Origin of the sequence: Phyllobacterium sp. CCNWLW109, from assembly GCF_037203905.1 — a bacterium.
Taxonomy (GTDB): Bacteria; Pseudomonadota; Alphaproteobacteria; order Rhizobiales; family Rhizobiaceae; genus Phyllobacterium; species Phyllobacterium ifriqiyense.
On sequence record NZ_JBBCBK010000002.1, the window covers coordinates 668714 to 691756 of the forward strand.

Sequence of the window (23043 nt, forward strand, 5' to 3'; positions counted from 1 at the left end):
TTTTGCAGCCAGTGGGACAATGAAGATAACAGAGAGGCCACGAAATGAAAAAGATTCTTGTACTGACCGCAGCGGCGTTGTTTGCCACTTCCGGTCTCACATTTGCGCAGGACACAGTGGTTGTTGAAGTTCCACAAAGTGCACGGGACTATGTGATTGCCAACCCGTCCGATCCTGTCGTGATCGATGATGAACTGTCACAAGGCTATGTTGTGCCGGAAGATGTTGTAGTCAGGGAAATTCCTGAAAGTCCGGGCTATGGCTATATTTATGTGGAAGGTCGCCCCGTCATCGTGTCGATGAACGACCGCCGTGTCGTATATTTGTCTGATGCAGGCGGCCCAAGCGCTGGTAGCGCATTTCCGGACGAGGTAATCACCTATGTCGAAAAACATCCAAGTGATCCGGTTGTCATCGAAGGTGAGCTGACAACAGGTGTGGTTGTCCCTGCTGACGTTCCGCTCGTTGAAGTGCCGGATCAGCCTCGTTACTCTTATATCTATGTGGATGACCGTCCGGCATTGGTCGAAAGAGAAACGCGCCGGGTTGTCTGGGTGCGTTAAGGCTCGATTTTAGTGGGAGAGAGAAGCGTCGCCGGTTAGTTCCGGCGGCGCTTTTTATCGCCACCTACGATGATATCTATTGCCATAGAAGATGATAGGCGGATTATTGAAACGCATCTCGTCAAACTGAGCGCGTGATGCAGCGCGACGATCCAGTTCCAGATTGAGCAGGCAGGAGGCAAAGCCATCTCCGCCGCGCTTGAATCCATAAGATGAACAGGTTTGGCTATCGATTGCACGGCGCTCTTCAGGTGTCATCGTGGTACAACCGGTTATCACAAATGCGGCGAGCAGTACCGATCCAATCAACAATCTCATAATATCCTCCACTGCAAATGGCAGTCATTCTTGCAGTAGATTTATATCATTGTGTTAGGGAAACGAATAGCGATCAGAGGTCGTGCCAGACTGGAACAGCAATCGCGGTAAGGGCTCTACACAAATAGCAGGCCAATAATCATCAAAATGACAATCGCCCCTGCCATTACTGGCAGAAGCGAAAAACTCGATGCAGTGGTTTGAGGTTTCAATACCAATTTGGCAAAGCTAGAAGAACGGTGGCAGCTACTTGAGTAACCACCAGAAATGTAACCAGAGGAATAAAACCGTCACTGATTTTGCGGTTGTCATTGGCAGCGCTTGTCATGTGCATCTCCCGATTTGATGGCCTCAAAATACTGAAGTCATGATCGTTAGGGCCGAACATCGGCATGGTCACAAGACTGTAACATCCTGAAATCTTTTGTCACCCCTAAAAGCGCACAAAAACGAATTCCAGCAGCTGTCTCGTAGCCTCGATAAAAACTTCGGTTGAATAAAGACCGTCATTCCAAAGGCTTAGAGGAAGTGGCGCAGGCAAATAAATTTATCTGCGCCACCGTATATTTTGTTACTCAGCCGGGGTTGCTGCAGGCGCAATTGCGCCCGAATCATGGCTGGAGTCGCCTTCGAAGGTGCTGGCGTGATGGCTCTTGAGCGGACGGTTGCCCGTCATCGCACGAACAAGAACATAGAATACCGGCGTGAGGAAAAGGCCGAACAGCGTCACACCGATCATCCCGGCAAACACGGCCACGCCCATCGCGCTGCGCATTTCCGCGCCCGCTCCTGTGGAAGTGACCAGAGGGACGACACCCATGATGAATGCCAGCGAGGTCATCAGGATGGGGCGCAAACGCAATCTGCTTGCCTCGATCACCGCCTTGAACGGTGTCGATCCGGCAAATTCCAGTTCGCGTGCAAATTCCACGATCAGGATGGCGTTCTTGGCCGATAGCCCCACAAGCACGATCAACCCGATCTGTGTGAAGACATTATTGTCCCCACCCGTCAGCCAGACACCGCTAAGAGCGGCAAGCAGTCCAAGCGGCACGATCATGATGATCGAAAGCGGCAGGGAGAGGCTTTCATACTGGGCGGCAAGAACCAGGAAGACCAGGAGGATCGATAGCGGGAAGATCAGATAGGCAGAATTACCCGCAATAATTTCCTGATAGGTCAGTTCTGTCCATTCAAAGCCAATACCTGCGGGCAATGTTTCTGCTGCGATCTTCTCCACGGCGGCGCGAGCCTGACCGGAAGAGAATCCCGGCGCAGCATTGCCGTTTACATCGGCAGCAAGGAAGCCATTATAGCGCTGGGCGCGGTCTGGTCCGGCTGTTGACGTTACCTTGATCAGCGCCGAAAGCGGGATCATTTCTCCTGAGCCGGAGCGAACTTTCAGATCGCCAATATCCTCTGCTTTGGCCCGGAAATTCGACTCCGCCTGCATGCGGACGGAGTAGGTGCGTCCGAACTTGTTGAAGTCATTGACGTAAACCGAACCCAGATAGATTTGCAGCGTATTGAAAATCTCCGGCAGGGATACGTTGAGCTGGCGCGCCTTGGCGCGGTCAACATCGGCGTAAAGCTGTGGCACGTTGATCTGAAAACTGGTGAACAGCCCGGTCAATTCAGGAGCAGTTGCAGCCTTGGCAAGGAATCCCTTGGTTGCACCGTCCAGCGCCTCATAGCCGAGACCATTGCGATCTTCGATCTGCAGCTTGAAGCCGCCGATAGAACCAAGACCCTGAACCGGGGGAGGCGGGAACACCGCACTGAACGATTCCTGAATTCCTGCCAGCTTCTGGTTGAGCTGCATGGCGATGGCGCCAGCACTCAGCTCAGGTGTTTTCCGCTCCTCAAATGGTTTTAGCGAGACGAAAACCACGCCGGCATTGGAGCTATTTGTAAACCCGGCGATGGATAGGCCCGGAAAGGCAATCGTGCTTTCCACACCCGGGATTGACAGAGCCATGTCGCCGATACGGCGGACAACAGATTCTGTCCGGTCAAGCGTTGCGCCATCTGGCAGCTGCGTGAAGCCAACCAGATATTGCTTGTCCTGTGGCGGCACGAAACCGCCAGGTACAGTGCGGAACATCAGCGCTGTTGCACCAATGAGCACGATATAAATGCCCATCATAACAGTCTTGCGCGAAATCACGCCGCGTACGCCCTTGCTGTAGCCGTTTGCACCACGCGTAAACACGGAGTTGAAGCCACGGAACAGCCAACCCAGCGTTTTGTCCATGAACCGCGTCAAAGCATCTTTCGGCTGGTCATGTCCTTTGAGCAGCAAGGCGGCAAGGGCAGGAGAGAGCGTAAGCGAGTTGAACGCGGAAATGACGGTTGAAATGGCAATTGTCAGCGCGAATTGGCGGTAAAACTGCCCTGTCAAACCGGTGATAAAAGCCAGCGGAACGAACACGGCAACCAGCACGAGTGCAATCGCGATGATCGGTCCGGAAACTTCGCGCATGGCCTGTATGGTTGCGGCACGCGGCGCGAGGCCATTTTCAATGTTTCGCTCGACATTTTCCACCACCACGATGGCGTCATCGACGACGATACCAATAGCCAGAACCAGACCAAACAGGCTCAGTGCGTTGATGGAAAAACCAAACAGATGCATGACAGCGAACGTACCGACAATCGATACAGGCACCGCAATAAGCGGGATGATCGAAGCGCGCCATGTCTGCAAAAACAGAATGACCACGAGAACGACCAGCAGAACGGCTTCAAGCAGCGTATGGACAACGGCCTCGATGGAGGCGCGAACGAACTGCGTCGTATCGTAAACGATCTTGTAGTCCACGCCTTCCGGCATGGTCAGCTTGGCCTCTTCCATCGCAGCACGAACCTGATCGGCGATCTGGATCGCATTGGAGCCCGGAGCCTGGAATACAGGGACTGCCACTGCCGATTTGTTATCAAGCAGGGAACGCAAGGAATATTGCGCTGAACCCAGTTCAATACGCGCAATATCCCGCAAATGCGTAATCGCGCCGTTCGGCGCGGTTTTGACGATGATCTGGCCAAATTCTTCTTCAGTGGCCAAACGCCCCTGTGCATTCACTGAGAGTTGCAGATTGACGTCGTTCTCATTTGGAGAAGCACCGATCGTACCCGCTGCCGCTTGCACGTTCTGAGCTCTGATCTCGCTCAGAACATCAGTCGCGGAAAGACCGAGCTCCGCGGTCTTTTGCGGATCGAGCCAGATGCGCATGGAATAGTCGCCTGATCCGAACAGCTGCACATCGCCAACACCGTCAATGCGGGCTAGGCGATCCTTGATGTTGATCAATGCGTAATTGCGCAGATAGGTGATGTCGTAGCGATCGTTCGGCGAAATCAGATTGACCACCAGCATCAGGTCCGGCGAGCTTTTTACCGTGGTGATGCCAAGCGCCCGCACTTCTTCCGGCAGACGAGGCTCTGCCTGTGAAACGCGATTTTGGACCAATTGCTGTGCCTTGTCCGGATCGGTGCCAAGAGCGAAGGTCACTGTCAGCGTCAACTGGCCGTCAGATGTTGCCTGGCTGCCCATATAGAGCATGCCTTCAACGCCATTGATGGATTCTTCCATTGGCGTTGCAACTGTTTCTGCGATGACCTTCGGATTTGCGCCCGGATATTGCGCGCGCACCACGATCGATGGCGGAACCACGTCCGGATATTCGGAAACCGGCATCGTCGTCAGCGCGATAAGGCCGCCGAGGAAGATGATGAAGGACAGGACCCCCGCAAATACCGGGCGATCAATAAAGAAATTGGAGATGTTCATAGCGATTCCGCCTGCCGATGAGCGCGTAAGGCCAAAAACCGTTTTCGGTTTCTGGCCGGTGCTACACGCATTTCAAATACTGCCATGCCGTGCCTCAATTTAAGCACACGGCGCAGCAGATCTTATTGTTTGACGTTGGCCTGCTCGGCCTGCGCCTGCAACTGGTTGGATGCATTGGCGCCCATGGCCACCATTTCAGGTGCTACAAGAGAACCTGGCCGTATGCGCTGCAGTCCATTGACGACCACCTTGTCTTCCGCCTGCAGGCCGGATGTCACGATCCGAAGGCCGTCAGCCTTGCCGCCCAAAGAAATCTCGCGATATTCAACGACATTTTGCGGGTTGACCACCATCACGAACTTCTTGTTCTGATCTGTGCCGACAGCTTTCTCATCCACCAGCAATTCCTGGCGTTCATTTGCCTGACCCATGCGAACCTTGGCGAACTGACCGGGCATGAGGCGACCATTGGCATTGTCGAAAACGGCGCGCACTTTGACCGTGCCACTGTTTGTTTCGACACTGTTATTGATGAGCTGGAGCTTGCCTTGAACATCGGCCTTGCCCTGCACATCCATCTGAACAGGAATGCGGTCGACGAAATCGCGGTTGTTCAACCCTTCAGGAAGATCGGCAAGGGCATTGGCCACAACGTTTTCATCGGCTTCGAAGCTTGCATAGATGGGACTGATCGAGACCAGAGACGTCAGCAATGGCGCAGCCGGTCCGGCGGCAATCAGATTGCCTTGCGTAATCTCGATGCGTCCAACACGGCCGCTGATCGGCGCGCGGATATCCGTATATTCGAGATTGAGCGTTGCTGTCTTGAGCACTGCCCGCGCAGCTTCAAGGTCGGCGAGCGCGCCAGCTTCGACATTCCGGCGCTGATCGTAATCACTCTGGGAAACAGTGCGGGAATCGATCAGGCGTTTGCCGCGTTCCAGCTCGTTCTTGGCAAAGGCCAGTCTCGATTCAGCCGCGCTTACCTGCGCTTTTGCCCGTGCAACTTCTGCCTCATAGGGAGCCGGGTCAATCTTGACGAGCAGATCGCCTTGTTGGACTACCGAGCCTTCCTTAAAGTGAATGGATTGAACAGCACCAGCAACGCGCGAGCGCACATCGACCTGATCAACCGCTTCGAGACGGCCTGAAAATTCGTTCCACTGGCTGACAAGCTTGGGCTGTACTATCGCAACGGAAACGGGGGTCGCCTGCGCAGGGGCCGCCTGCTCGCCTTCCGCATGGCTTTTGCTAAAGTCGAATATCTGGGTGCCGCCGGCCACGCCAAGCGCCAGAACGAGGCCGCCAATGGCGAGATTTCTTTTGAGTGTGCTGATTGACATCGTGGTCATCCTGCTTGAATTTTTCACCATTGGGAGGATGGTGAACGGGAATCCGGTTGACCGAATTCTTCATTGACGTTCCATACCGATCGGTATAGAACAGCGATATAAGGCTGCGGTACAGTAGCTGTCAATGGAATTTTATACCGAACGGTATAATTCTTTTAGGGAGTATTGTCCATGGGACGCCCGAGGGAATTTGATGCGGACGATGCTCTGCAGACGGCCTTGGAACTGTTCTGGCGCAAAGGTTATGAAGGTACGTCGATCACCGATCTGACTGACGGCATGGGTATAACCAAACCCAGCCTTTATGGGACCTTTGGCAATAAGGAAGAACTTTTCCGTATGGCGCTTGAGCGCTATGAGCAGAATTACATGGCCTTCTTCTGGAAAGCGCTGGAGCAACCTGATGCGCGCTCGGTAGCGCGCGACGTCTTGTTTGGCTTCGCCAATGCGCAGACCTGTGATTGCAATCCGAGTGGTTGCCTTGGAATAAATGCTGCCATGGGATGCAGCGAGGCCGCCGAGGCGGTTCAAAAAACAATTATTGAACGGCGGCAGATTGGCCAGAAGGCGTTGACGAGGCGGTTCGAACGCGCCAAGCGCGAGGGCGACCTGCCATCCGATAGCAATCCGGAAGACCTGGCCCGCTATATCCTCACCGTGTCGCAGGGAACTGCGGTACAGGCTGCCAGTGGCATAGGGCGTGAGGAAATCCATCGCCTTGTCGATATTGCCATGCGGTCCTGGCCGGGGTCTAATTGACCGCTGCATCAATATTGCTCCACGCACTATTTGTTTTGCAATAAGCCCCTGTATTTCCGGTTCCTCAAACCCGCCCAACAAAAAGCCCCGCTGACGGATATCCGTGCGAGGCTTTTTAAACTTTGATGAGATTCAGATTTTACTGATGCTGCTCTTTCAATGGGACCTTACGCCGGGGAGCCAAATTTTCCATCTGCTGCTTCTCTTCAACGGAAGGCTTCTTTTCGGCGATAGCCTGACGCAGCATTTGCCACTCTCTTTCGTGACGGAGGTAAATGTCCTGCGGAACGGTAGGTGTCGTCATTCTGCACTCTCCAATTGAGGTCTGTAGCCCCTATAATGTTGGAGATAGGGCGCCGGTTCCTAATTCTCAATTCAAGATTTGCGACTTTCATTTACACTCCGCATAGTTGCGAAAATCGCCTGTGCCGCGCAGTAAAATTACAAAAAACACTCGATTTTTTGGCCGAAAAATCACGGCTGTTTTTTCAACCGATTTAGAGATTCATAGCCAATCCGGACCTTTTCAGCGAGAGTGAGCAACTTGTCCTTGCATGTTTTCGAATCAAGATCGCCAGGCTGCTTTGGTGATGCGATGACATCTCTAAGCCAGCCGCGCACGGTTTGATCAGCCTCTTCAGACGACTTGCCAATGGCTTTGAGTACAGTTTCGCTGCTTTCAATGGCTGAATAATGGGGTTCACGTCCAAGCGATGCCTGGCACTGGTAGGATGTTATGACCAGTGCCTTTGCGTCGGCGGTGACCTGACCTTTGCTTGCGCCAGTTGTGGTGCAGGCGCAGATGCCCGTCAGAAGCAGCACCATCACGATCTTGCCTGAAAATCTCATACCATCCCCCATCCAGAAGTGCAGGCTATTCATCTGATCGGGCGATGTCGAGGGACGAGACAAATTTGCTCTGTTCAAAACCCGTTGCAGCGCAGGATTTCGATTTTTGAGGAGCATTTGAACAAAACCCTTGCCAACAATGGGTTTCATCTTTAGTCAGCGTCCTCGGAGAGGTGGCCGAGTGGTCGAAGGCGCTCCCCTGCTAAGGGAGTAGACCCGTTAAACGGTCTCGAGGGTTCGAATCCCTTCCTCTCCGCCATTAAACGGCTCAAGTTGATTTGATGCCGAAGAGCGGATGAAGCTCACGACAGGGCAAAAATTCTGACCTCTCTGCCGATACCCTGAAGCTCCGCCATTCTGGAGGCCGATGTGATTCCGCTCTCACGGAGGATCTCTAAAACCTGGGCATCCCCGACAATCGCTTCCGTCGTCATGATCACATTGGGATCGGCAAGGCCCTGGACACGGGAGGCGATGTTGACGGTCTGGCCGAAATAGTCCTGCCGGTCGTTCAGGTTGACTGCGAGGCATGGTCCCTCATGGATGCCGATCTTCAGGAGTAGATCGTCGCTGCCGTGTTCGGTGTTTAACCGAAGCATCGCCTCTCGCATCCTGAGCGCAGCCGCCACCGCGCGGTCCGGGCTCGGAAAGGTCGCCATCACGGCATCTCCTATGGTCTTGACGACCGCCCCGGTCTCCGTAGCGACGATCTCGTGAAGAACCCGGAAATGCCCCCGCACGAGATCGAAGGCTGCCAGATCTCCAACGCGTTCGTAGAGGGCCGTCGAACCCCTCAGGTCGGTGAAGAGAAACGTCAAGCTGGTGATCTTGAGACGCTGGTCGACATCAAGGGTATCGATCCGGTATATGTCGCGGAAACTCTGGTTTGTCAGCAGACGCTTGGCTGTCAGAAAAGGTCGCCTGCGGCCCAAAAGATCGTGCAGTTCATCGCCTGCGACGCAGACATTCGGTACCACTCGGCGATCGGTATGGTTCTCGAGCGTGAGCCGTAGCAAGCCAGGACGGAGGGTGATCGTTTCGTTCAGCGCATGCGCCCGACTGATGACCATCGACAGGGTTTGACGTTCGTCGGTCGGCTCGCCCTTCACGTCGATGAACTGCGCTGAGTGCGTCACCGCATCGAAGATGATCACGAATTGCGCCGGCAGTTGCAGCGAGACGAAAGCCTTTTCGCCCGGAGCAAGCTCGATCATCTCCAGCTGAATGCGTGCGAACCGCGCTTCGAGGTCCTCCGGTAGGTCAACCCCGGAGCTGAAGAATATCTGGCGGTAATATTCGAGCGGAGGCAGCCGATCGGGATCGTGGGCGGCAATCCTGCGTACTCTCGGGCTGACCGTGAACGTGACCTCGACCATCTCGTCGAGGGTAGGTTCGTATCCGGCCGCACAGAGCGCACAATGGTAAGTCTCGTGGACGACCCCTTTGAGGGATGCGCCGCTGTCAAGGACGCCGCCGCATCCCGGGCAAAGCACGTTCCAGGTCATCTCGAACGCGCCTATGCGGGCTGCATGGAGAAGCGCTGCAATGGTTTTCTCTTGATCAAGATGGTGCGTATCGGCGAAGGCGAGTGCATTGATGCGATTGAGATCGCGATCCGAGCCGTGTCTGACAACGTTCTCGATGCATTTGACCGTCTGCGGGTCAGCCGCTTGTCGCAGGGTCGCAAAAAGTACGTCCACTTCGCTCATTAGACAAGTCTCCGTCTGCAGAACCCACGGCGGACGACGCCAGGACCAGGATCATAACACGGGAATGTTCCAATAGAAATCTATGGGCATGGATATTACTCGCCCGAGCGACTTTGTCCTTCCAGACGAGACAACATTTTTGCATTTGCGTTTGTCCATAAATGAGATTAAATCTCAAATATGGGAATTATCATACGCGACCAAAATCACGCTCTTGCTGAGCACCTGCGCAGTTTGCGGATGAAACGCGGCCTGACATTGCAGGATCTGGCGTTGAGCAGCGGTGTCAGCCGGGCCACTCTATCGAGGATCGAGAAGGGCGAGGTCAGTCCGACGGCGGAGACGCTTGGCCGCTTGGCTTCCGCCTTCGCGCTGCCACTATCACAACTCTTGACGCCGCTCGAGCCGGATTACGTTCCGCTACTGCGCCGTGCTGATCAAAGTATTTGGCTGGACCGCGAAAACGGGTTCTCCCGCCGCACCCTCTCGCCTCCAAGCGGGCGGCTGAAGCTGGAAATGATCGAGTGCGAAATCGCGCCCAATCAGCACATTGTCTATGACAGCCCGGCTTTTCCGGGCCATGAACATCATCTTGTCGTCTTGGCTGGTTCGCTCACGCTGATCGTCGATGACGTTCGGTATGAACTGAGCAAGGGCGATTGTCTTCGCTATCAATTGCGCGGCGGATCGTCTTTCGCGACCGGCGATCAACCCGCCCATTATATTATCGCTATGGCTTAAGGAGCCTCGGAATGGAAGTCCAGATTATCGAACTTGATGCTCGCGCGATCGAGGAAAGGTTAGAAGACCTCTCACAAATTCTCGCCCTGACCGTGGGGCAAGGCGCAGCGGTCAGCTTCATGGCTCCGCTGTCCGTCGAGGATGCGAGCCTGTTCTGGTCCAAAAATGTCCAACCCGAAGTCGTCGCCGGACGAAGAATCCTCTTTGGTGCAGAACGTGCGGGAAATCTTCTTGGCACCGTGCAACTTCTCACCGCCATGCCTGATAATCAGCCCCATCGATGTGAGATTGCCAAGATGATCGTCCACCCGCAAGCTCGCCGGCTTGGTATTGGCCGAACTCTTATGAACCATGCCTTGAGCAGGGCTCGTGAGCTTGGAAAAACGCTTGTCACGCTGGACACACGAACCGGCGATGTTGCTGAACCCCTTTATGCCTCCACTGGTTTTAAGGTTGCAGGTGTAATCCCGGACTTTGCGTGGAATCCGGACGGAAAGGCGAAACACGCGACCACCTACATGTTTCGCCATATCTGATACTTGCGACCAAGGCGGGCGGTGGTTTGCCCCTGCTTTTGGCCGTTTCAGCAGGTTATGGTTCAAGCAGCCCGCTATAGCGCAGATCCGGCCATTCAGTGCCCGACGCTGCCCTCAAACCTGCGCCGTAATCCACCCTGAAAATGCTTCCATGGCCGGGGTAGGGAGGCGCGATTGCAGCCGCGTCAGCCAATAGCTTCCGAGTGAAATCGAAGTCTGGAAAGGTTGCTTGATTGCGCCGGATGAAAGTTGCCGCGAAAACATTAACGGGGGAGCCAACGCAATGCCGATCCCTTGGAGCGCGGCCTCCATCATGGCGAGCGAGGAATCAAATACGATCCCTTTGCTGAGTTGCGGCGAGGCAGCCACCCCAGCCGCCTCAAACCATCGGCTCCATTCATCCTTGCGGTAGCTTCGCAGCAGGGGCTGATTGGCGATATCTCCCGGCTCCTGCAGTTTCTCCGCCAGCTCCGGAATGCAAAGCGGCGATAGCGGCGCCTCAAAAAGGCGAATTGCCTCTGTTCCATGCCAGGAGCCGTCGCCAAATCTAATGGCAAAATCCAGCCCTTCTGCGGCGGTGTCGACGCGATTATTATTGGTTGATATCCGCACATCGACAAAGGGAAATTGCCGCTGGAAATCCGGCAATCGAGGCAGCAGCCACCCCACGGCAAATGTTCCGACAGCGCCAAGAAAAAGCAGCTCGCGCACATGGCCGCCCTCTATGCGTTCAAGCGTATTGGCCAACTGGTCAAAGGACCCCGTTACAACGGGCAGGAGCGCTTCTCCCTCGGCAGTGATTTTTAGTCCACGCGGAAGGCGTTGAAAAAGCTGTACGCCAAGCCGCGTTTCAAGGCTTTTCACCTGCTGGCTGACAGCAGCCTGCGTCACGTAAAGTTCGATTGCTGCTCGTGTGAAGCTCAGATGCCTTGCAGAGGCTTCAAAGGCCCGAAGACCATTCAGGGGAAGAAAGGGACGAACCATATCTGACCTAGTTTTTCTTATGTCAGATACCAGATATCATCGTTTGTTTTCAGATTACAGTGCCAATAGAGATTTGCCTGGTAGCGATCACGGCACAAGGAATTTGCATTATGAAACGGAAAATTGCCACAGCTTTGGCGGGCTCTCTCTTGATCACGGGCGTTTCGGCTACGCTTAGCCATGCGGCCGATGATGCCAACAGGATTAAATCTCTCGTAGACGCCGCAATCCGTCCCGTTATGGATAAGAACGCTATACCAGGCATGGCTGTCGGCGTCATTGCTGACGGAAAGTCCTATATATTTGAATATGGCGTTGCTTCCAAAGACACCGGAACAGCGGTCACGCCTTCGACGATTTTCGAGATCGGATCAATCAGCAAAACATTCGTCGTGACCCTCGCAACCTATGCGCAAGCCAATGGCCAGATTTCGCTGTCCGACCCCACCAGCAACTATCTTCCTGCGTTTAAGGGCACCGAATTTGGCAAGATTCCGCTGCTGCATCTGGGTACGCATACGCCAGGGGGCTTTCCCTTGCAGGTGCCGGATAACGTCAAGAATGACGATCAGATGATGATTTATCTGAAGAACTGGAAGCCTGCCTATAAGCTTGGCACGACCCGGACCTATGCGAATCCAAGCATCGGGATGCTCGGCGTGATCACTGCCAAAGCCATGAACAAAGATTTCACCTCTCTCATGGAAGGCACTTTATTCCCGGGGCTCGGTCTCGCCAGCACCTATATTGACGTGCCGAAAAGCAAAATGAAAGATTACGCGCAAGGCTATACGAGCAAAGACAAGCCTGCCCGTGTAAACAAGGCTGTTCTGTCCTCGGAAGCCTATGGGGTGAAGACGACTGCGCCAGACATGGTCCGTTTCATGCAAGCAAATATGAACATGGTCAAGCTGGAGAGCAAGCTGCAGCTGGCGATTGCGGATACGCATAAGGGCTATTTCAAGGTTGGAGCAATGACCCAGGATTTATTATGGGAACAATATAGCTATCCTGTTTCGTTAAGTGCTTTGCGACTGGGTAATTCGCGAGAAATTTCTTCAAAGCCGGTGCCTGTTGAACAGATCAATCCACCCACGGAACCGCGTTCTGATGTGTGGATCAACAAAACTGGTTCAACCAATGGTTTTGGTGCCTATGTCGCATTCGTGCCCGAAAAGAAGATCGGCATTGTCATTCTGGCGAACAAATATTACCCGAACGAAGAGCGTATCAATGCTGCTTATGAAGTTTTGACCAAGCTGGACTCCAAATAATATCTACTATCGAGAAGCGCTGCTTTGATAGCTTCCAGCGTCTGGACGCGGTTCAGCCCGGCCATATCGATAGCGTGGTTTTCGAGATCACCCAGCGATGAAAATTGCTGATGCAAAGCGCTGATCGGCCCGGGGTCGGTCAGCGTATTGCCGCCCCGCAGCCGGCATCGCTCGATCGCCTCATCCAGAAGAGGCCGCAAAACAATATAGTGGAGCGGTGCAGTGACCTTGCGAAATGCTTGCAGGAACCAGGGGCCGATGATGCCGTCTACAACGACGAAGAAGCCGCCTTCGGCATAACCCTCAGCCACGCCCGCCAGGACCTTGATGACAGTCTCGTTTTGCGCATGTGCCTCTGGCAGGTAGGGCTGTATCAAGCCGCTTTTTATATAGTGCCAGAAGTCATCTGAATGCAGATGAACGGCCGGAATGCCGGATGCGGTAACAAGCAGCTCTGCGGCAGTGCTTTTCCCGGAACCCGGAGGCCCGGTTAGAATCAGAATGTGACCAGCCAGATTTTTCATGCGTTCCTCAAAACAGGTTTCATTCATGCCCGGAAGCCGCCGGTTGGGCTCATGGCATGAAAAAAACATACTCACAGTTGCATGTTGCGCGAACTACACCATGACTTGACTATTTCGGTCATATAAACAATTTTCTCGCCAAACGCAGCATGGCACTAAAACCAAACATGCAAAGGAAGCATCATGGATAGGTCACTTGATATCTACATAGGCTGGGATTCCCGCGAGCCCATCGCATATGAGGTAGCAAAATCCACCATCCTGAAAAACGCATCGATCCCGGTGAATGTACACCCGATCGTGTTGCAGGATCTCGTTGATAAGGGCGCTTATACGCGCGATGTCGACCCGCTCGCTTCAACGGAATTCACCTATTCGCGCTTTTTTACGCCCTATCTCGCCGGTTATAAGGGCTGGGCCTTGTTTTGTGATTGCGATTTTCTGTTCTTCTCCGATGTGGCAGAGCTTTTGCAGTATCGCGACGAGAGCAAGGCTGTAGCCTGCGTCAAGCATGACTACCAACCGAAGGCCGGGGTCAAGATGGACGGCAAGGTGCAGACCACCTACCCACGCAAAAACTGGTCATCCTTCATGCTGTTCAATTGCGAACATCCTTCGACGCGCCAGTTGACACCCGAATTGATCAACCGTGAAAGCGGCGCATATTTGCACAGGATGCAATGGGCGCAGGACGACGAAATCGGTGAAATCCCGACAGAGTGGAACTGGTTGGAAGGCTGGAACGAGAAGCCAGCAAGCGGATATCCGCATGCCGTGCATTTTACCAATGGCGGTCCATGGTTCAAAGATTGGCAGAATGTCGACTATGGCGATATCTGGACCAAAAAGGCATTGGAAATTGACCCGGAATTCAAGCCGATCTAAAGCAATTCCAGGAAAAGTGCGAAGCGGTTTTCCGTCCGGAATTGCGTAGACAAAGGTCAATTCCAGGAAAAGTGCGAAGCGGTTTTCTGTCCGGAATTGCGTAGACAAAGGTCAATTCCAGGAAAAGTGCGAAGCGGTTTTCCGTCCGGAATTGCGCAAGCAAACACGCTTTACACGCAAACAACTATGGTGGAATGCAATAATGGACGGCGGCGACCTGGCGCAGTTCCACCACAAGTTGAAAAGCAACTTCGGCTTCCGAATGAAACCGTATAGTCCTCAAAATGCTGCTGTAACCTTGACCATGCGGCAGCTTTTGCCAACCAAACAGGCTGGCAACCACGCCGTCACTCCTTCGTCGGTTCCTGACTAAATCCCTCGACCTTGCCGGCCAATCCCTCCGGCAGAACAATTCGATGGGCAAAACTTGCTCTAGCATGACTTGGGGCATGGTCCCGATCACATCTATATGTTTAGACATGATGGCCGCAACGCAACTATTTAGCGTTCGAATCTCATCCCGTGAACGTGTTGGAACATGACCAGATCCATTCAATTATCCCGCCGCACTTTTGTTTTCGGTTCCATGGCCGCGAGCGCTGCTCTTGGCGGATGCACAACGACAGCGACAACGCAGCATGCCGAAATCGCGCCGCCCAAGCCGCGTCCCGTAAAGCAATCCTTGCCGACAGGATTAGCTTCCCCATCGGAACTTGAACTGCGATATGCCGCACTTCAAGATGGGGGACATTCAATTCCTGCGATACCCTTTCAGCAGATGGATCCGAAATATTATCGTCAGCGCGTGACAGACCCCACCGGCGAACCCGCAGGGACGGTTGTTGTCGATACGGTCGGGCGCTTCCTTTATCTGGTGGAACCGGGCGGAACAGCAATGCGCTATGGTGTTGGTATCGGCCGCGATGGTTTTGCCTGGCAAGGTGAGGGGATTGTTCATTGGCGGCAGCATTGGCCACGTTGGAAGCCGCCGGCAGACATGATTGCAAGACAGCCGGAGCTCGCAAAATACTCCGTCGAAAATGGCGGAATGGAGCCGGGAGTCAAAAATCCACTCGGTGCGCGCGCACTTTATATATTCCAGAACGGGCAGGACACGCTTTATCGTCTTCACGGATCACCGCAATGGCGCTCGATTGGCAAGGCTACGTCGTCTGGTTGCGTGCGCCTGATCAATCAGGATGTGATCGATCTATATGACCGTGTGCCGTATCACGCGCGAATCGTCGTTCACCAATCTCCCCTTGGGGCGCCGCAAACTCAGGTTTGATAAAAGCGGGTCAGCATCGGGAGGTCTTCCAAACGCCAACCAAAACGGTTCTGCCCGGTCCAGCATTGATGAAATCAGCTGGACCGGCATATATCAATGGCAATCGCTGCATCCGATGATCGAACCGAGGCTTTCCGACAATTTTTCCGGATTGAACCCCGGGCCCCAAGATAGAATCCGTATGAATAGGAATAGTCCTCAATATAATTCGATAACCGCACAGCGAACCCCTTATCCACGTTCCAGCACAGCCACACAGGAATCCAGATCATTGGTTGCCAGATGCGCGTAGCGCATGGTCATCGACAAGGTTTGATGGCCGAGCCAAATCTGCACGCGCCGGATATCAATATCCCCGCGCACAAGACGCGATGCGCAGGTGTGACGCACTTTATCACGATTGTTTCCAAGAGCACGTATCACCGCATTATGAGGATCGACCCAGCTTTTGAGATGCGGGTTTACTCTCTCGCAATTTTCTGAGCTTGAACACAGGACCTAAAATAGAATCCGCATGATTAGGAATAGCCCTCAACATAATTCGATAACGGGATAGCGAATCCCTATCCACGTTCCAGCACAGCCACACAGGAATCCAGATCATTGGTTGCCAGATGTGCGTAGCGCATGGTCATCGACAAGGTTTGATGGCCGAGCCAAATCTGGACACGCCGGATATCAATTCCGCCGCGCACAAGACGCGATGCGCAGGTGTGGCGTAAAATATGCGGAACAATCTGATCGTCACTGCCAAGCCCGACTTCTGCCTTTGCCTCATTCCAGATTGCCCGAAACCGCACTTGATTGAGCATGGCGAAAGGGCCCTTTAGTCTGCCATGCGGGATATGGACGGTTTCTTGTGCGCGAGCGGTGAGGGGAACCGTGCGGCTGCGCCCTGATTTGGTTAGCCAGAATGTCGAACGGGCATCCTGCAAATCATTCCATGAAAGGCCGATAGCCTCGCCGAGCCGGCACCCGGTATCAACAAGGAATATGCTCAACCGGTAGCTGTCTTCGCAACGCAACCTTACAGCGGAGAATAGCCGCGATTCCTCATCGGTTTCGAGGAAGCGGATTCGGCCCTGCCGTTCTTTTTGCCGCCGGAATTCCGGCAGATTATAGATGTCGCCCATTTTTGACGCTTTCCTGAGCAGCTTGCTTAAAGCGGCCATCTTTCGATTGATGGTCGCATTGCTATTGCCACGTTCGCGCAGGGTTCCGATCACAGAATCAAGCATTTCTTGCGTAAAAACGCTGAAACGCTGGCCGCTCAATATTTCACTCATCTCCCCGAGGAACGAACGCACATTGGTTTTGTGCGAGCCTTCATCCCAAAGGATGCTGATATATTGCGCAGTCAAATCACTCAACGAATGTTCCCTGACCAGCTTCCGGGTGCCATTATCGGCTGCCGAATAGTTGAGATCATAGTCAAAGCGGACGGAAAATGCAGATCCAAATGCGGAGTCACAAAAAGGCGGGGCAATAGCGGCTGCTGAAATCGTCATGAAAATCGCGCTCTGGTCAATAAAACACTAAACCGGGAAATATATGCCGAGTTGTAGCGGTCTTCATGAAAAGCGCAATCCGTGTAGCCGTGCCTCTTTAGGCTAATAGACTTTCGTTTGATAAAGCCATAACCGGCCGTATCAAGTTTCAACCCTTGAGGTCTCTGTCCAACCATTTCTCATCTCCTCGGCCTATGGCCGGTCTGGAATCCTTTCTTCGCTTAATGTCTGTGCGTCGCTGGTGCAGACCCCAAACCACAATGGTTCTGAGCGGGGTTCTTACACCATTCAAAATCGCGAGCGCTGAAAATGGCTTGTTGGTTTATATTTTGAGAGGAAAAGCCAACGCCGGGAAAACCCGGCGTTGGTAGAAGATAATCGAAGGATTAGAAGTTGCGCTGGAAGCGGATCACACCGCCGAACGCATCATCAGAGCCCTTGGCATCTTTATAGTCGATCTCTGGAGTAACAACGAAGCCAGGAACCAGCTCATATGCAACATTCAAAGATGCTGCGATAATGTCTGCTTCATCATAGGCAACCTGGGCATTAACTTTTGCGTTGTCGGAAACCTTGGCAGTTACACCGCCCCAGATTGCATAATCGCCGGTCCACGCACCGTAGTAATCATCGGCTTTAACGTCAGACTGATAGCCGCCCATGACGAAGAAGGATAGCTGATCAGTCGCCTTGATGTCCAAACGAACCTTGCCAGCGAATTCTTCAACAACGGAATCATAGCCAATAACGCCGGAAACTGAACCCCAGGCCTGTTCGAACTTCGCACCAGCAACAACGTGTGGCAGGTAATCGTTGATCAGGTGATCCTTGTCACCTTGTTCCAGACCGATGATAGCCGAGAAGCCGTTGCCGCCAGCGAAGGTGTAGCTGACCTGATTAGTCTTATCGCCGTCATAATCAACCATGTCGTCGTTGATGACGTTTCCACCATCTGTCCAGCTACCAAATGTTGTATCGGTTACACCGATGCGGAAGCCACCAAGTTCGATATAGGCGTGAGGAAGTGCTGCTGCTTTGTCGGCGCCTTCATCTACTGTGAATTCGGTTGCGATATACGACTTGAGTGTACCAAGCTCGGTTTCCGAACGGGCATCAAAACGTACAACGCCGCGCGAACGGAACTTGTAAGTGTCAATGTCGGGATTCTTGTCGGTGTTGCGCCCCCAGAGATCGCCACCCTTTACATCGACGCGAACATAACCATCGACCTTCAAGCAGGTTTCGGTGCCTGGGATGTAGAAGAAGCCAGCGCCGTATGTGTCGCAAACGCGAACATATTCGACAGGCTCTGGTTCAGCGACAACAACTGCGTCTGCAGCGCGTGCGCCTGATACTGCAACGAGGGCTGCAGCGGAGCCGAGAAGTAGGCTCTTAATGTTCATTTCTGACCTCCAGTCAAGATTCGCTGGAGGGGATGCGCGAAAGGCTTTAGTGGCCAACCGAATTTGAAAACAGATTAACCACCAGAACACCGGCTATAATGAGTGTCAGGCCAATGATCGCGGCAAGATCCAGGGGTTGCCGAAACCAGAACCAGCCAACAGCTGCGATAAGGACAATGCCCGCGCCGGACCAGATGGCATAGACCACGCCGACTGGAATGGTTCTGATCGGGATTGAAAGCAGATAGAATGCGGCGCCATAGCCGAAGATGCATACAAGCGAAGGCAATAGGCGCGTAAAGCCCTCAGCCTGCTTGAGCGCGGATGTGGCGATGACTTCAAAAATTATGGCAGCAACGAGGTAAACATATGTCATGTGGGGACCATCAAATGAACGCATGGCAACGCACAGACGCCTCAAAGAATGATTCGCAGCCCTCAAGTGGCGACCGGCGGATTTGCCGGTTAAAGGCTTGATTCGATTCAGTGACTCGCCTTGCACGGCCCAGTAATGGCTGATTCCGTGTTCAAATGCCGTTCCAATATCGGCAGGAACATGCGGAATTTATTAAAATTCGGGTTACCTATATTAATGAGTGGTAAAGATATTGAAGATGGAACGGCGATTTCGTGGCTTTTGTGCAACAGCCCCCGGTCATAGAGCCTGCACAAGGCCCGCCGATGGACATTCGTGGTTGAAACGCGAGCGCTGGCGAGTATGGTCTGTCGAGAGGAAGGGCGTTACAGCATTTCTTCTTGCACTTAGGGGATGGGGACAGGTTGTCCTTCAGCCAAATTGGAATGCCCAGACCCATTTTTAACTTTGACTGGAGGTCAGAAATGAACATTAAGAGCCTACTTCTCGGCTCCGCTGCAGCCCTCGTTGCAGTATCAGGCGCACGCGCTGCAGACGCAGTTGTTGTCGCTGAACCAGAGCCTGTCGAATATGTTCGCGTTTGCGACACATACGGCGCTGGCTTCTTCTACATCCCAGGCACCGAAACCTGCTTGAAGATCAGCGGTTACGTTCGTTACGACGCAGTTGCTGGCGACGATCCATACAACGGCGTTGAGCTGGACACATGGGCAAAGCAGGCACGTGCTACTGTCCGTTTCGACGCTCGTAGCGAAACTGAACTCGGCACATTGCGTTCGTTCATCGAAACACGTTTCGATCACAAGGCATACGGCGGCCGTGACAACGAAGACATCGGTTCTTACTACAGCAACGGTGGCTACATTTCACACGCTTACATCGAACTCGGTGGTTTCCGCGTTGGTGTTTCCGACTCGCAGTATGATACATGGACCGGTTCAGCTGGTAACGTAATCTCCGATGACGTTATTGCTTATGCTGGCGGCCGTACAAACCAGATCAGCTACACCTTTGCTGGTGGCAATGGTTTCTCTGCAATGGTCGGTTTGGAACAGGGTGACTCTTCTCACCTGATCGAAGACTACATGCCACACGTTGTTGCTGGTGTGAAGTTTGAGCAGGCTTGGGGCGGTATCTCCGCTGTTGCAGCTTACGACTCAGTTGTTGAAGAATTCGCTGGTAAGGTTCGTTTGGACGTTAAGTTCACAGACACAGTATCCGCTTTCGTAATGGGTGGTTACCAGTCTAACGAAGACGATCTGGATGTAGTTTCCGAAGGCGGTAACTACTACGGTTCGTGGAACGGCGACTACGCAATCTGGGGCGGTCTGTCTGCTAAGGTTTCCGAGAAGGCAACTGTCAATGCACAGGTTGCTTACGAAGAAGCTGGCACATTCGCTGCTGCTTTGAACGTGAACTACGAAATCGTACCAGGCTTCGTAATCACTCCAGAAGTAAACTACGCTTCGTTTGACGAAAGCCGTGGTTCAGGCGACGACGCTTTCACAGGTATCGTACGTTTCCAGCGTAACTTCTAATCCTTCACTGGATTGGTTGATTGAAACCCGGCAGCGCAAGCTGTCGGGTTTTTCTTTGTTTGCAGGTCCTGATTCTCTGGGCTCTGCATGTTGATATCGCTGTCCACATCAGGCAGAACATTGGTTCAATGTGCTGGATAAAGGACAAGGTTTGAAATGCGCGCCCTGAAGAACTGGTTTTGGCCAGGTATTATTACCGTCGCGCTTCTGACTGTTCTGGCTGGATGGTTTCTTGCAGGCCCGATTGACGCCCGCATAACAGAAGCTGCCAACACAGCACTTTCAGCGCAAAATGACTGGGCCAGTGCCGAAGTGGATGGCCGCGATCTTATCTTGAAAGGTGTGGCACCATCGGAGGAAGCTCTGGCCGACGCCATAAAGATCACCAATGAGATTCCCGGTGTCCGAATTGTCGATAATCAGACGACCCTTTTGTCTCTGGCCGAGCCTTTTTCCTTTGTCATCACCAAATCGGATGATGGAATTCTGCTTTCGGGCAATGTTCCTTATGGAGATACAAGGGCAAAAATCCTCAGCGCAGCAGAACTTGCCATGCCCGGTATTGAGATTCTTGATGAGATGGCCGTGGCGCGGGGCGCTCCGCCAGCGTTCTTTGAACTTGTGCAATTTGCCTTGGGACAGGCTGCACAATTGATCAATGGTGAAGTGGAAATCTCGGGAAAAACCTATACGATCAGAGGCACTCCGGCCAGTTCTGCCGATTATGCTGCTATAAATGATGCGTTGAAAAAACCGCTTCCGGGGGATGCGGCTTTAAATGAGATCAAATTGGTCCCACCCGTCGGTCAAGGTGGCTGACAACTGAATCCGGGGCGAGGGGGTTTTGTAAATGTGGTACATGATTTCGCAGCTCTGGTTCTTCCTGCTTGTCGCTGTTCTCGTGGGATTCTATGTCGGCTGGTCCACTCATGAGGGTGAAATAAGTTGAGCAGGCTTGAGGGCAGGAGATAGTCGGCGATGATGAGTTTTATCCTTCAATCATTATTCCTTATCGCCGCAGCTTTTGTTGTTGGCGCGGTTTTAGGTAATGTTTTCAGGAGGTTGTCGCCGCGAAAACCCTCAGTCGCCGAAAGCTCCACCCGCGCTGCCGATGCGCGGCTTGCATCTCAATCCACTCTGGTGGCGGTCAATGATGATGTAAAAAAATCAGCTATTGAGGCTGCCTCGATGATACCTCCGGCAGAGCCGGTTCCCCCGAGACCGGTCAAGACAGCGCAAAAATCGCCGCGGAAGGCAGAGCCCAAGGTTATAACGCGCCACCCCAATCAGAATGATGATCATCGCCCGACTCTTCTTAAGAGCGCGCGTCGTGGCAAACCTGACAAACTGAGTGAGATTGACGGAATTGGTGCCAGCATCGAAGCCAAACTTTTCGCCCTTGGTATTTTCCATTATGACCAGATCGCCGCATGGACTGTCGAACAAGCTAATTGGGTCAGTACGGAAATCGGCTTTGCGGGTAGGGCACTGCGTGAAAATTGGGTCAAACAGGCGGCTGCTTTGGTGAAAAAGACGCCTGAAAAAGCGGCAAAAAAAACCTTGCGTGGTTCGACAAGCTCACCATGAGGATGTTTCGCTGATTGCAGAATGGTACTGCCGAGAGCCAACCTTTCTCATGGTGAGCCCTCCTGAGCTAGTTGAAGGGCGAACCACGCACAGCGCGAATGCCACTTCGTAACAAGAAACTGTAAACATGCACAATACATGATGCTGTTTGGTTCAATCAGCACGCAGATCCACACCGGCCAAAAACGCAGCAATCAATTGAGGCAGTTGCCCCGTTTCCAGAAATGGCGCATGGCCCTGTCCGCCAACATTGATGAACTGCAAAGCCGGGTGACGGCGCATCATATCATCAACGGTTTCCTGTGCCAGAAGTGTCGTGTTCTCCCCCCGGATTACCAGCAATGGCAAGTCTTTCATGAGTTCAAACTGCGCCCAGAGATCGGGAAGTTTGACGCTGAAGTCAATTCCTTCCAGTGTTTTCAATAGGTTGGGATCATAGTCCGAACGGATTTTTCCATTGTCGTCGCGATAGATGGCTCGGGCGAAACGGTCCCAGTCGGCGTCGCCAAGCGCGGGAAAAGCCTTGCCATGAACTGCTTTTTGCAGCGCTGTTGCATGCTGCCAATCGGCGGGATTCTTGGATTTGGATAGGTAATCGCTGATCTGCCGCAGGCCATCAGACACAATTTCAGGTCCGATATCGTTGAAAATGACACCCTTCAAGACTTGCGGCGCCACAGCAGCAAGCACGTGAATGATGAAGCCTCCACGCGATGTACCAAGAAAAATCGCTTGATCTATATTGAGCGCTTTCAGTCCGGCAAGAATATCGCCGGCTTCAACGCGGATATTGTAGTTTTGCCACTCATGGTCGTAGGCTGATTGCCCGCGACCGCGATAATCGAAAGTCACGACCTTGCGCGGTGTCGCCGGGTGATTGGCAAGTATCAACGCCAATTCGTGAAAATCGCGGCTGTTGCGCGTCAGACCGGGTAAACAAATGAGCGGGAGATTTTCGGTTTCGGAGGCCGGTTGATAGACCCGGCCATAAAGCGTCAACTTGTCAGGTGCGTCGTAAAAGACCTCGGTGAAAGTTTCGCTCACGATAATCGCCCCATT

23 protein-coding genes, 1 tRNA gene and 1 pseudogene are annotated in these 23043 nt (G+C 53.2%); 12 read left to right on the forward strand and 13 right to left on the reverse strand.

Translation table 11 applies throughout. The features are described 5' to 3' along the window. Positions 1–44: 44 nt before the first annotated feature. A complete protein-coding gene (locus V9K92_RS08460) occupies positions 45–563 on the forward strand; it encodes a DUF1236 domain-containing protein (protein ID WP_115051898.1) in 519 nt (172 codons plus the stop codon). Between the two features lie 54 nt (positions 564–617). Here V9K92_RS08460 and V9K92_RS08465 read toward each other — a convergent pair whose 3' ends face one another. From V9K92_RS08465 to V9K92_RS08475, 3 genes are all read right to left on the reverse strand, one after another. Then, positions 618–881: a hypothetical protein gene (locus V9K92_RS08465; protein WP_337353774.1), complete on the reverse strand. Its 264-nt coding sequence runs from the start codon at positions 879–881 to the stop codon at positions 618–620. A 571-nt stretch (positions 882–1452) separates the two neighbouring features. Further along, positions 1453–4671 carry an efflux RND transporter permease subunit gene (locus V9K92_RS08470; protein WP_115051896.1) on the reverse strand — a complete coding sequence of 1073 codons (3219 nt, stop codon included), beginning with the start codon at positions 4669–4671 and terminating at the stop codon, positions 1453–1455. Between the two features lie 122 nt (positions 4672–4793). Continuing rightward, entirely contained in the window at positions 4794–6014 is a 1221-nt protein-coding gene (locus V9K92_RS08475; RefSeq protein WP_307283750.1) for an efflux RND transporter periplasmic adaptor subunit, read from the reverse strand. Positions 6015–6194: 180 nt separating this feature from the next. Between V9K92_RS08475 and V9K92_RS08480 the strand changes: the two genes are divergently transcribed. After that, a complete protein-coding gene (locus V9K92_RS08480) occupies positions 6195–6782 on the forward strand; it encodes a TetR/AcrR family transcriptional regulator (protein ID WP_115051894.1) in 588 nt (195 codons plus the stop codon). 139 nt (positions 6783–6921) lie between these two features. Here the strand turns inward: V9K92_RS08480 and V9K92_RS08485 are convergent, their stop codons facing one another. Beyond that, the gene (locus V9K92_RS08485) at positions 6922–7086 is read right to left on the reverse strand and encodes a hypothetical protein (RefSeq protein WP_337353775.1); all 165 of its coding nucleotides are present in this window, start codon (positions 7084–7086) and stop codon (positions 6922–6924) included. A 170-nt stretch (positions 7087–7256) separates the two neighbouring features. Continuing rightward, positions 7257–7781 (reverse strand): hypothetical protein, encoded by a 525-nt coding sequence (locus V9K92_RS08490; protein WP_337353776.1) that lies wholly within the window; start codon positions 7779–7781, stop codon positions 7257–7259. Positions 7782–7798: 17 nt separating this feature from the next. Between V9K92_RS08490 and V9K92_RS08495 the strand changes: the two genes are divergently transcribed. After that, a tRNA-Ser gene (locus V9K92_RS08495) sits at positions 7799–7890 on the forward strand. Between the two features lie 43 nt (positions 7891–7933). Here the strand turns inward: V9K92_RS08495 and V9K92_RS08500 are convergent. Beyond that, complete coding sequence (locus tag V9K92_RS08500; protein WP_337353777.1) at positions 7934–9340, reverse strand: adenylate/guanylate cyclase domain-containing protein; 1407 nt, start codon at positions 9338–9340, stop codon at positions 7934–7936. Between the two features lie 180 nt (positions 9341–9520). Here V9K92_RS08500 and V9K92_RS08505 point away from each other — a divergent pair, with 180 nt between their 5' ends. Both V9K92_RS08505 and V9K92_RS08510 read left to right on the forward strand, forming a co-directional pair. Continuing rightward, a complete protein-coding gene (locus V9K92_RS08505) occupies positions 9521–10081 on the forward strand; it encodes a helix-turn-helix domain-containing protein (RefSeq protein WP_115051873.1) in 561 nt (186 codons plus the stop codon). 11 nt (positions 10082–10092) lie between these two features. After that, complete coding sequence (locus tag V9K92_RS08510; RefSeq protein ID WP_307283766.1) at positions 10093–10617, forward strand: GNAT family N-acetyltransferase; 525 nt, start codon at positions 10093–10095, stop codon at positions 10615–10617. A 114-nt stretch (positions 10618–10731) separates the two neighbouring features. Here the strand turns inward: V9K92_RS08510 and V9K92_RS08515 are convergent, their stop codons facing one another. After that, positions 10732–11601: a LysR family transcriptional regulator gene (locus V9K92_RS08515; protein ID WP_336440964.1), complete on the reverse strand. Its 870-nt coding sequence runs from the start codon at positions 11599–11601 to the stop codon at positions 10732–10734. 110 nt (positions 11602–11711) lie between these two features. Between V9K92_RS08515 and ampC the strand changes: the two genes are divergently transcribed. Then, positions 11712–12875, forward strand: coding sequence for a class C beta-lactamase (ampC, locus tag V9K92_RS08520; RefSeq protein ID WP_337353778.1), 1164 nt, complete (start codon positions 11712–11714; stop codon positions 12873–12875). Here ampC and V9K92_RS08525 read toward each other — a convergent pair. Further along, a complete protein-coding gene (locus V9K92_RS08525; protein ID WP_337353779.1) occupies positions 12842–13399 on the reverse strand; it encodes an AAA family ATPase in 558 nt (185 codons plus the stop codon). The two genes, ampC and V9K92_RS08525, sit on opposite strands and share 34 nt — an antisense overlap. A 183-nt stretch (positions 13400–13582) precedes the next feature. Between V9K92_RS08525 and V9K92_RS08530 the strand changes: the two genes are divergently transcribed. The 3 genes from V9K92_RS08530 to V9K92_RS08540 all read left to right on the forward strand — a co-directional run bounded on the left by V9K92_RS08530 (position 13583) and on the right by V9K92_RS08540 (position 15572). Further along, positions 13583–14284, forward strand: coding sequence for a glycosyltransferase (locus tag V9K92_RS08530; protein ID WP_115051869.1), 702 nt, complete (start codon positions 13583–13585; stop codon positions 14282–14284). Between the two features lie 202 nt (positions 14285–14486). Next, positions 14487–14657: a hypothetical protein gene (locus tag V9K92_RS08535; protein ID WP_307283780.1), complete on the forward strand. Its 171-nt coding sequence runs from the start codon at positions 14487–14489 to the stop codon at positions 14655–14657. Between the two features lie 165 nt (positions 14658–14822). After that, entirely contained in the window at positions 14823–15572 is a 750-nt protein-coding gene (locus V9K92_RS08540; protein WP_115051868.1) for a L,D-transpeptidase, read from the forward strand. A gap of 231 nt (positions 15573–15803) precedes the next feature. Here the strand turns inward: V9K92_RS08540 and V9K92_RS08545 are convergent. The 4 genes and pseudogenes from V9K92_RS08545 to V9K92_RS08560 form a co-directional block, all read right to left on the reverse strand. After that, positions 15804–15962 (reverse strand): annotated as a pseudogene (locus V9K92_RS08545) (tyrosine-type recombinase/integrase); the annotation flags it as partial. 173 nt (positions 15963–16135) lie between these two features. Continuing rightward, on the reverse strand, positions 16136–17080 hold the full coding sequence (locus tag V9K92_RS08550) for a tyrosine-type recombinase/integrase (protein ID WP_115051867.1): 945 nt from the start codon (positions 17078–17080) through the stop codon (positions 16136–16138). A gap of 386 nt (positions 17081–17466) precedes the next feature. Beyond that, the gene (locus V9K92_RS08555) at positions 17467–18483 is read right to left on the reverse strand and encodes a porin (RefSeq protein WP_336440968.1); all 1017 of its coding nucleotides are present in this window, start codon (positions 18481–18483) and stop codon (positions 17467–17469) included. A 46-nt stretch (positions 18484–18529) separates the two neighbouring features. Beyond that, positions 18530–18859, reverse strand: coding sequence for a DMT family transporter (locus V9K92_RS08560; RefSeq protein WP_337353780.1), 330 nt, complete (start codon positions 18857–18859; stop codon positions 18530–18532). A gap of 464 nt (positions 18860–19323) precedes the next feature. Between V9K92_RS08560 and V9K92_RS08565 the strand changes: the two genes are divergently transcribed. The 3 genes from V9K92_RS08565 to V9K92_RS08575 all read left to right on the forward strand — a co-directional run bounded on the left by V9K92_RS08565 (position 19324) and on the right by V9K92_RS08575 (position 21984). Beyond that, positions 19324–20397, forward strand: a complete 1074-nt coding sequence (locus tag V9K92_RS08565) for a porin (protein ID WP_337353781.1) — start codon at positions 19324–19326, stop codon at positions 20395–20397. A 156-nt stretch (positions 20398–20553) separates the two neighbouring features. Continuing rightward, positions 20554–21216 (forward strand): BON domain-containing protein, encoded by a 663-nt coding sequence (locus tag V9K92_RS08570; RefSeq protein WP_115051865.1) that lies wholly within the window; start codon positions 20554–20556, stop codon positions 21214–21216. Positions 21217–21375: 159 nt separating this feature from the next. Continuing rightward, positions 21376–21984 carry a hypothetical protein gene (locus V9K92_RS08575; protein WP_307283799.1) on the forward strand — a complete coding sequence of 203 codons (609 nt, stop codon included), beginning with the start codon at positions 21376–21378 and terminating at the stop codon, positions 21982–21984. A gap of 153 nt (positions 21985–22137) precedes the next feature. Here V9K92_RS08575 and V9K92_RS08580 read toward each other — a convergent pair whose 3' ends face one another. Then, positions 22138–23028 carry an alpha/beta fold hydrolase gene (locus V9K92_RS08580; RefSeq protein ID WP_337353782.1) on the reverse strand — a complete coding sequence of 297 codons (891 nt, stop codon included), beginning with the start codon at positions 23026–23028 and terminating at the stop codon, positions 22138–22140. Between the last annotated feature and the right edge of the window lie 15 nt (positions 23029–23043).

What these genes read in the sequence shown, in the direction of transcription:
- V9K92_RS08460 (WP_115051898.1), top strand. Translation starts at nt 45, where the DNA reads ATGAAAAAGATTCTTGTACTGACCGCAGCGGCGTTGTTTGCCACTTCC.
- V9K92_RS08465 (WP_337353774.1), bottom strand. Translation starts at nt 881, where the DNA reads ATGAGATTGTTGATTGGATCGGTACTGCTCGCCGCATTTGTGATAACC.
- V9K92_RS08470 (WP_115051896.1), bottom strand. Translation starts at nt 4,671, where the DNA reads ATGAACATCTCCAATTTCTTTATTGATCGCCCGGTATTTGCGGGGGTC.
- V9K92_RS08475 (WP_307283750.1), bottom strand. Translation starts at nt 6,014, where the DNA reads ATGTCAATCAGCACACTCAAAAGAAATCTCGCCATTGGCGGCCTCGTT.
- V9K92_RS08480 (WP_115051894.1), top strand. Translation starts at nt 6,195, where the DNA reads ATGGGACGCCCGAGGGAATTTGATGCGGACGATGCTCTGCAGACGGCC.
- V9K92_RS08485 (WP_337353775.1), bottom strand. Translation starts at nt 7,086, where the DNA reads ATGACGACACCTACCGTTCCGCAGGACATTTACCTCCGTCACGAAAGA.
- V9K92_RS08490 (WP_337353776.1), bottom strand. Translation starts at nt 7,781, where the DNA reads ATGAAACCCATTGTTGGCAAGGGTTTTGTTCAAATGCTCCTCAAAAAT.
- V9K92_RS08500 (WP_337353777.1), bottom strand. Translation starts at nt 9,340, where the DNA reads ATGAGCGAAGTGGACGTACTTTTTGCGACCCTGCGACAAGCGGCTGAC.
- V9K92_RS08505 (WP_115051873.1), top strand. Translation starts at nt 9,521, where the DNA reads ATGGGAATTATCATACGCGACCAAAATCACGCTCTTGCTGAGCACCTG.
- V9K92_RS08510 (WP_307283766.1), top strand. Translation starts at nt 10,093, where the DNA reads ATGGAAGTCCAGATTATCGAACTTGATGCTCGCGCGATCGAGGAAAGG.
- V9K92_RS08515 (WP_336440964.1), bottom strand. Translation starts at nt 11,601, where the DNA reads ATGGTTCGTCCCTTTCTTCCCCTGAATGGTCTTCGGGCCTTTGAAGCC.
- ampC (WP_337353778.1), top strand. Translation starts at nt 11,712, where the DNA reads ATGAAACGGAAAATTGCCACAGCTTTGGCGGGCTCTCTCTTGATCACG.
- V9K92_RS08525 (WP_337353779.1), bottom strand. Translation starts at nt 13,399, where the DNA reads ATGAAAAATCTGGCTGGTCACATTCTGATTCTAACCGGGCCTCCGGGT.
- V9K92_RS08530 (WP_115051869.1), top strand. Translation starts at nt 13,583, where the DNA reads ATGGATAGGTCACTTGATATCTACATAGGCTGGGATTCCCGCGAGCCC.
- V9K92_RS08535 (WP_307283780.1), top strand. Translation starts at nt 14,487, where the DNA reads ATGGACGGCGGCGACCTGGCGCAGTTCCACCACAAGTTGAAAAGCAAC.
- V9K92_RS08540 (WP_115051868.1), top strand. Translation starts at nt 14,823, where the DNA reads ATGACCAGATCCATTCAATTATCCCGCCGCACTTTTGTTTTCGGTTCC.
- V9K92_RS08550 (WP_115051867.1), bottom strand. Translation starts at nt 17,080, where the DNA reads ATGACGATTTCAGCAGCCGCTATTGCCCCGCCTTTTTGTGACTCCGCA.
- V9K92_RS08555 (WP_336440968.1), bottom strand. Translation starts at nt 18,483, where the DNA reads ATGAACATTAAGAGCCTACTTCTCGGCTCCGCTGCAGCCCTCGTTGCA.
- V9K92_RS08560 (WP_337353780.1), bottom strand. Translation starts at nt 18,859, where the DNA reads ATGACATATGTTTACCTCGTTGCTGCCATAATTTTTGAAGTCATCGCC.
- V9K92_RS08565 (WP_337353781.1), top strand. Translation starts at nt 19,324, where the DNA reads ATGAACATTAAGAGCCTACTTCTCGGCTCCGCTGCAGCCCTCGTTGCA.
- V9K92_RS08570 (WP_115051865.1), top strand. Translation starts at nt 20,554, where the DNA reads ATGCGCGCCCTGAAGAACTGGTTTTGGCCAGGTATTATTACCGTCGCG.
- V9K92_RS08575 (WP_307283799.1), top strand. Translation starts at nt 21,376, where the DNA reads ATGATGAGTTTTATCCTTCAATCATTATTCCTTATCGCCGCAGCTTTT.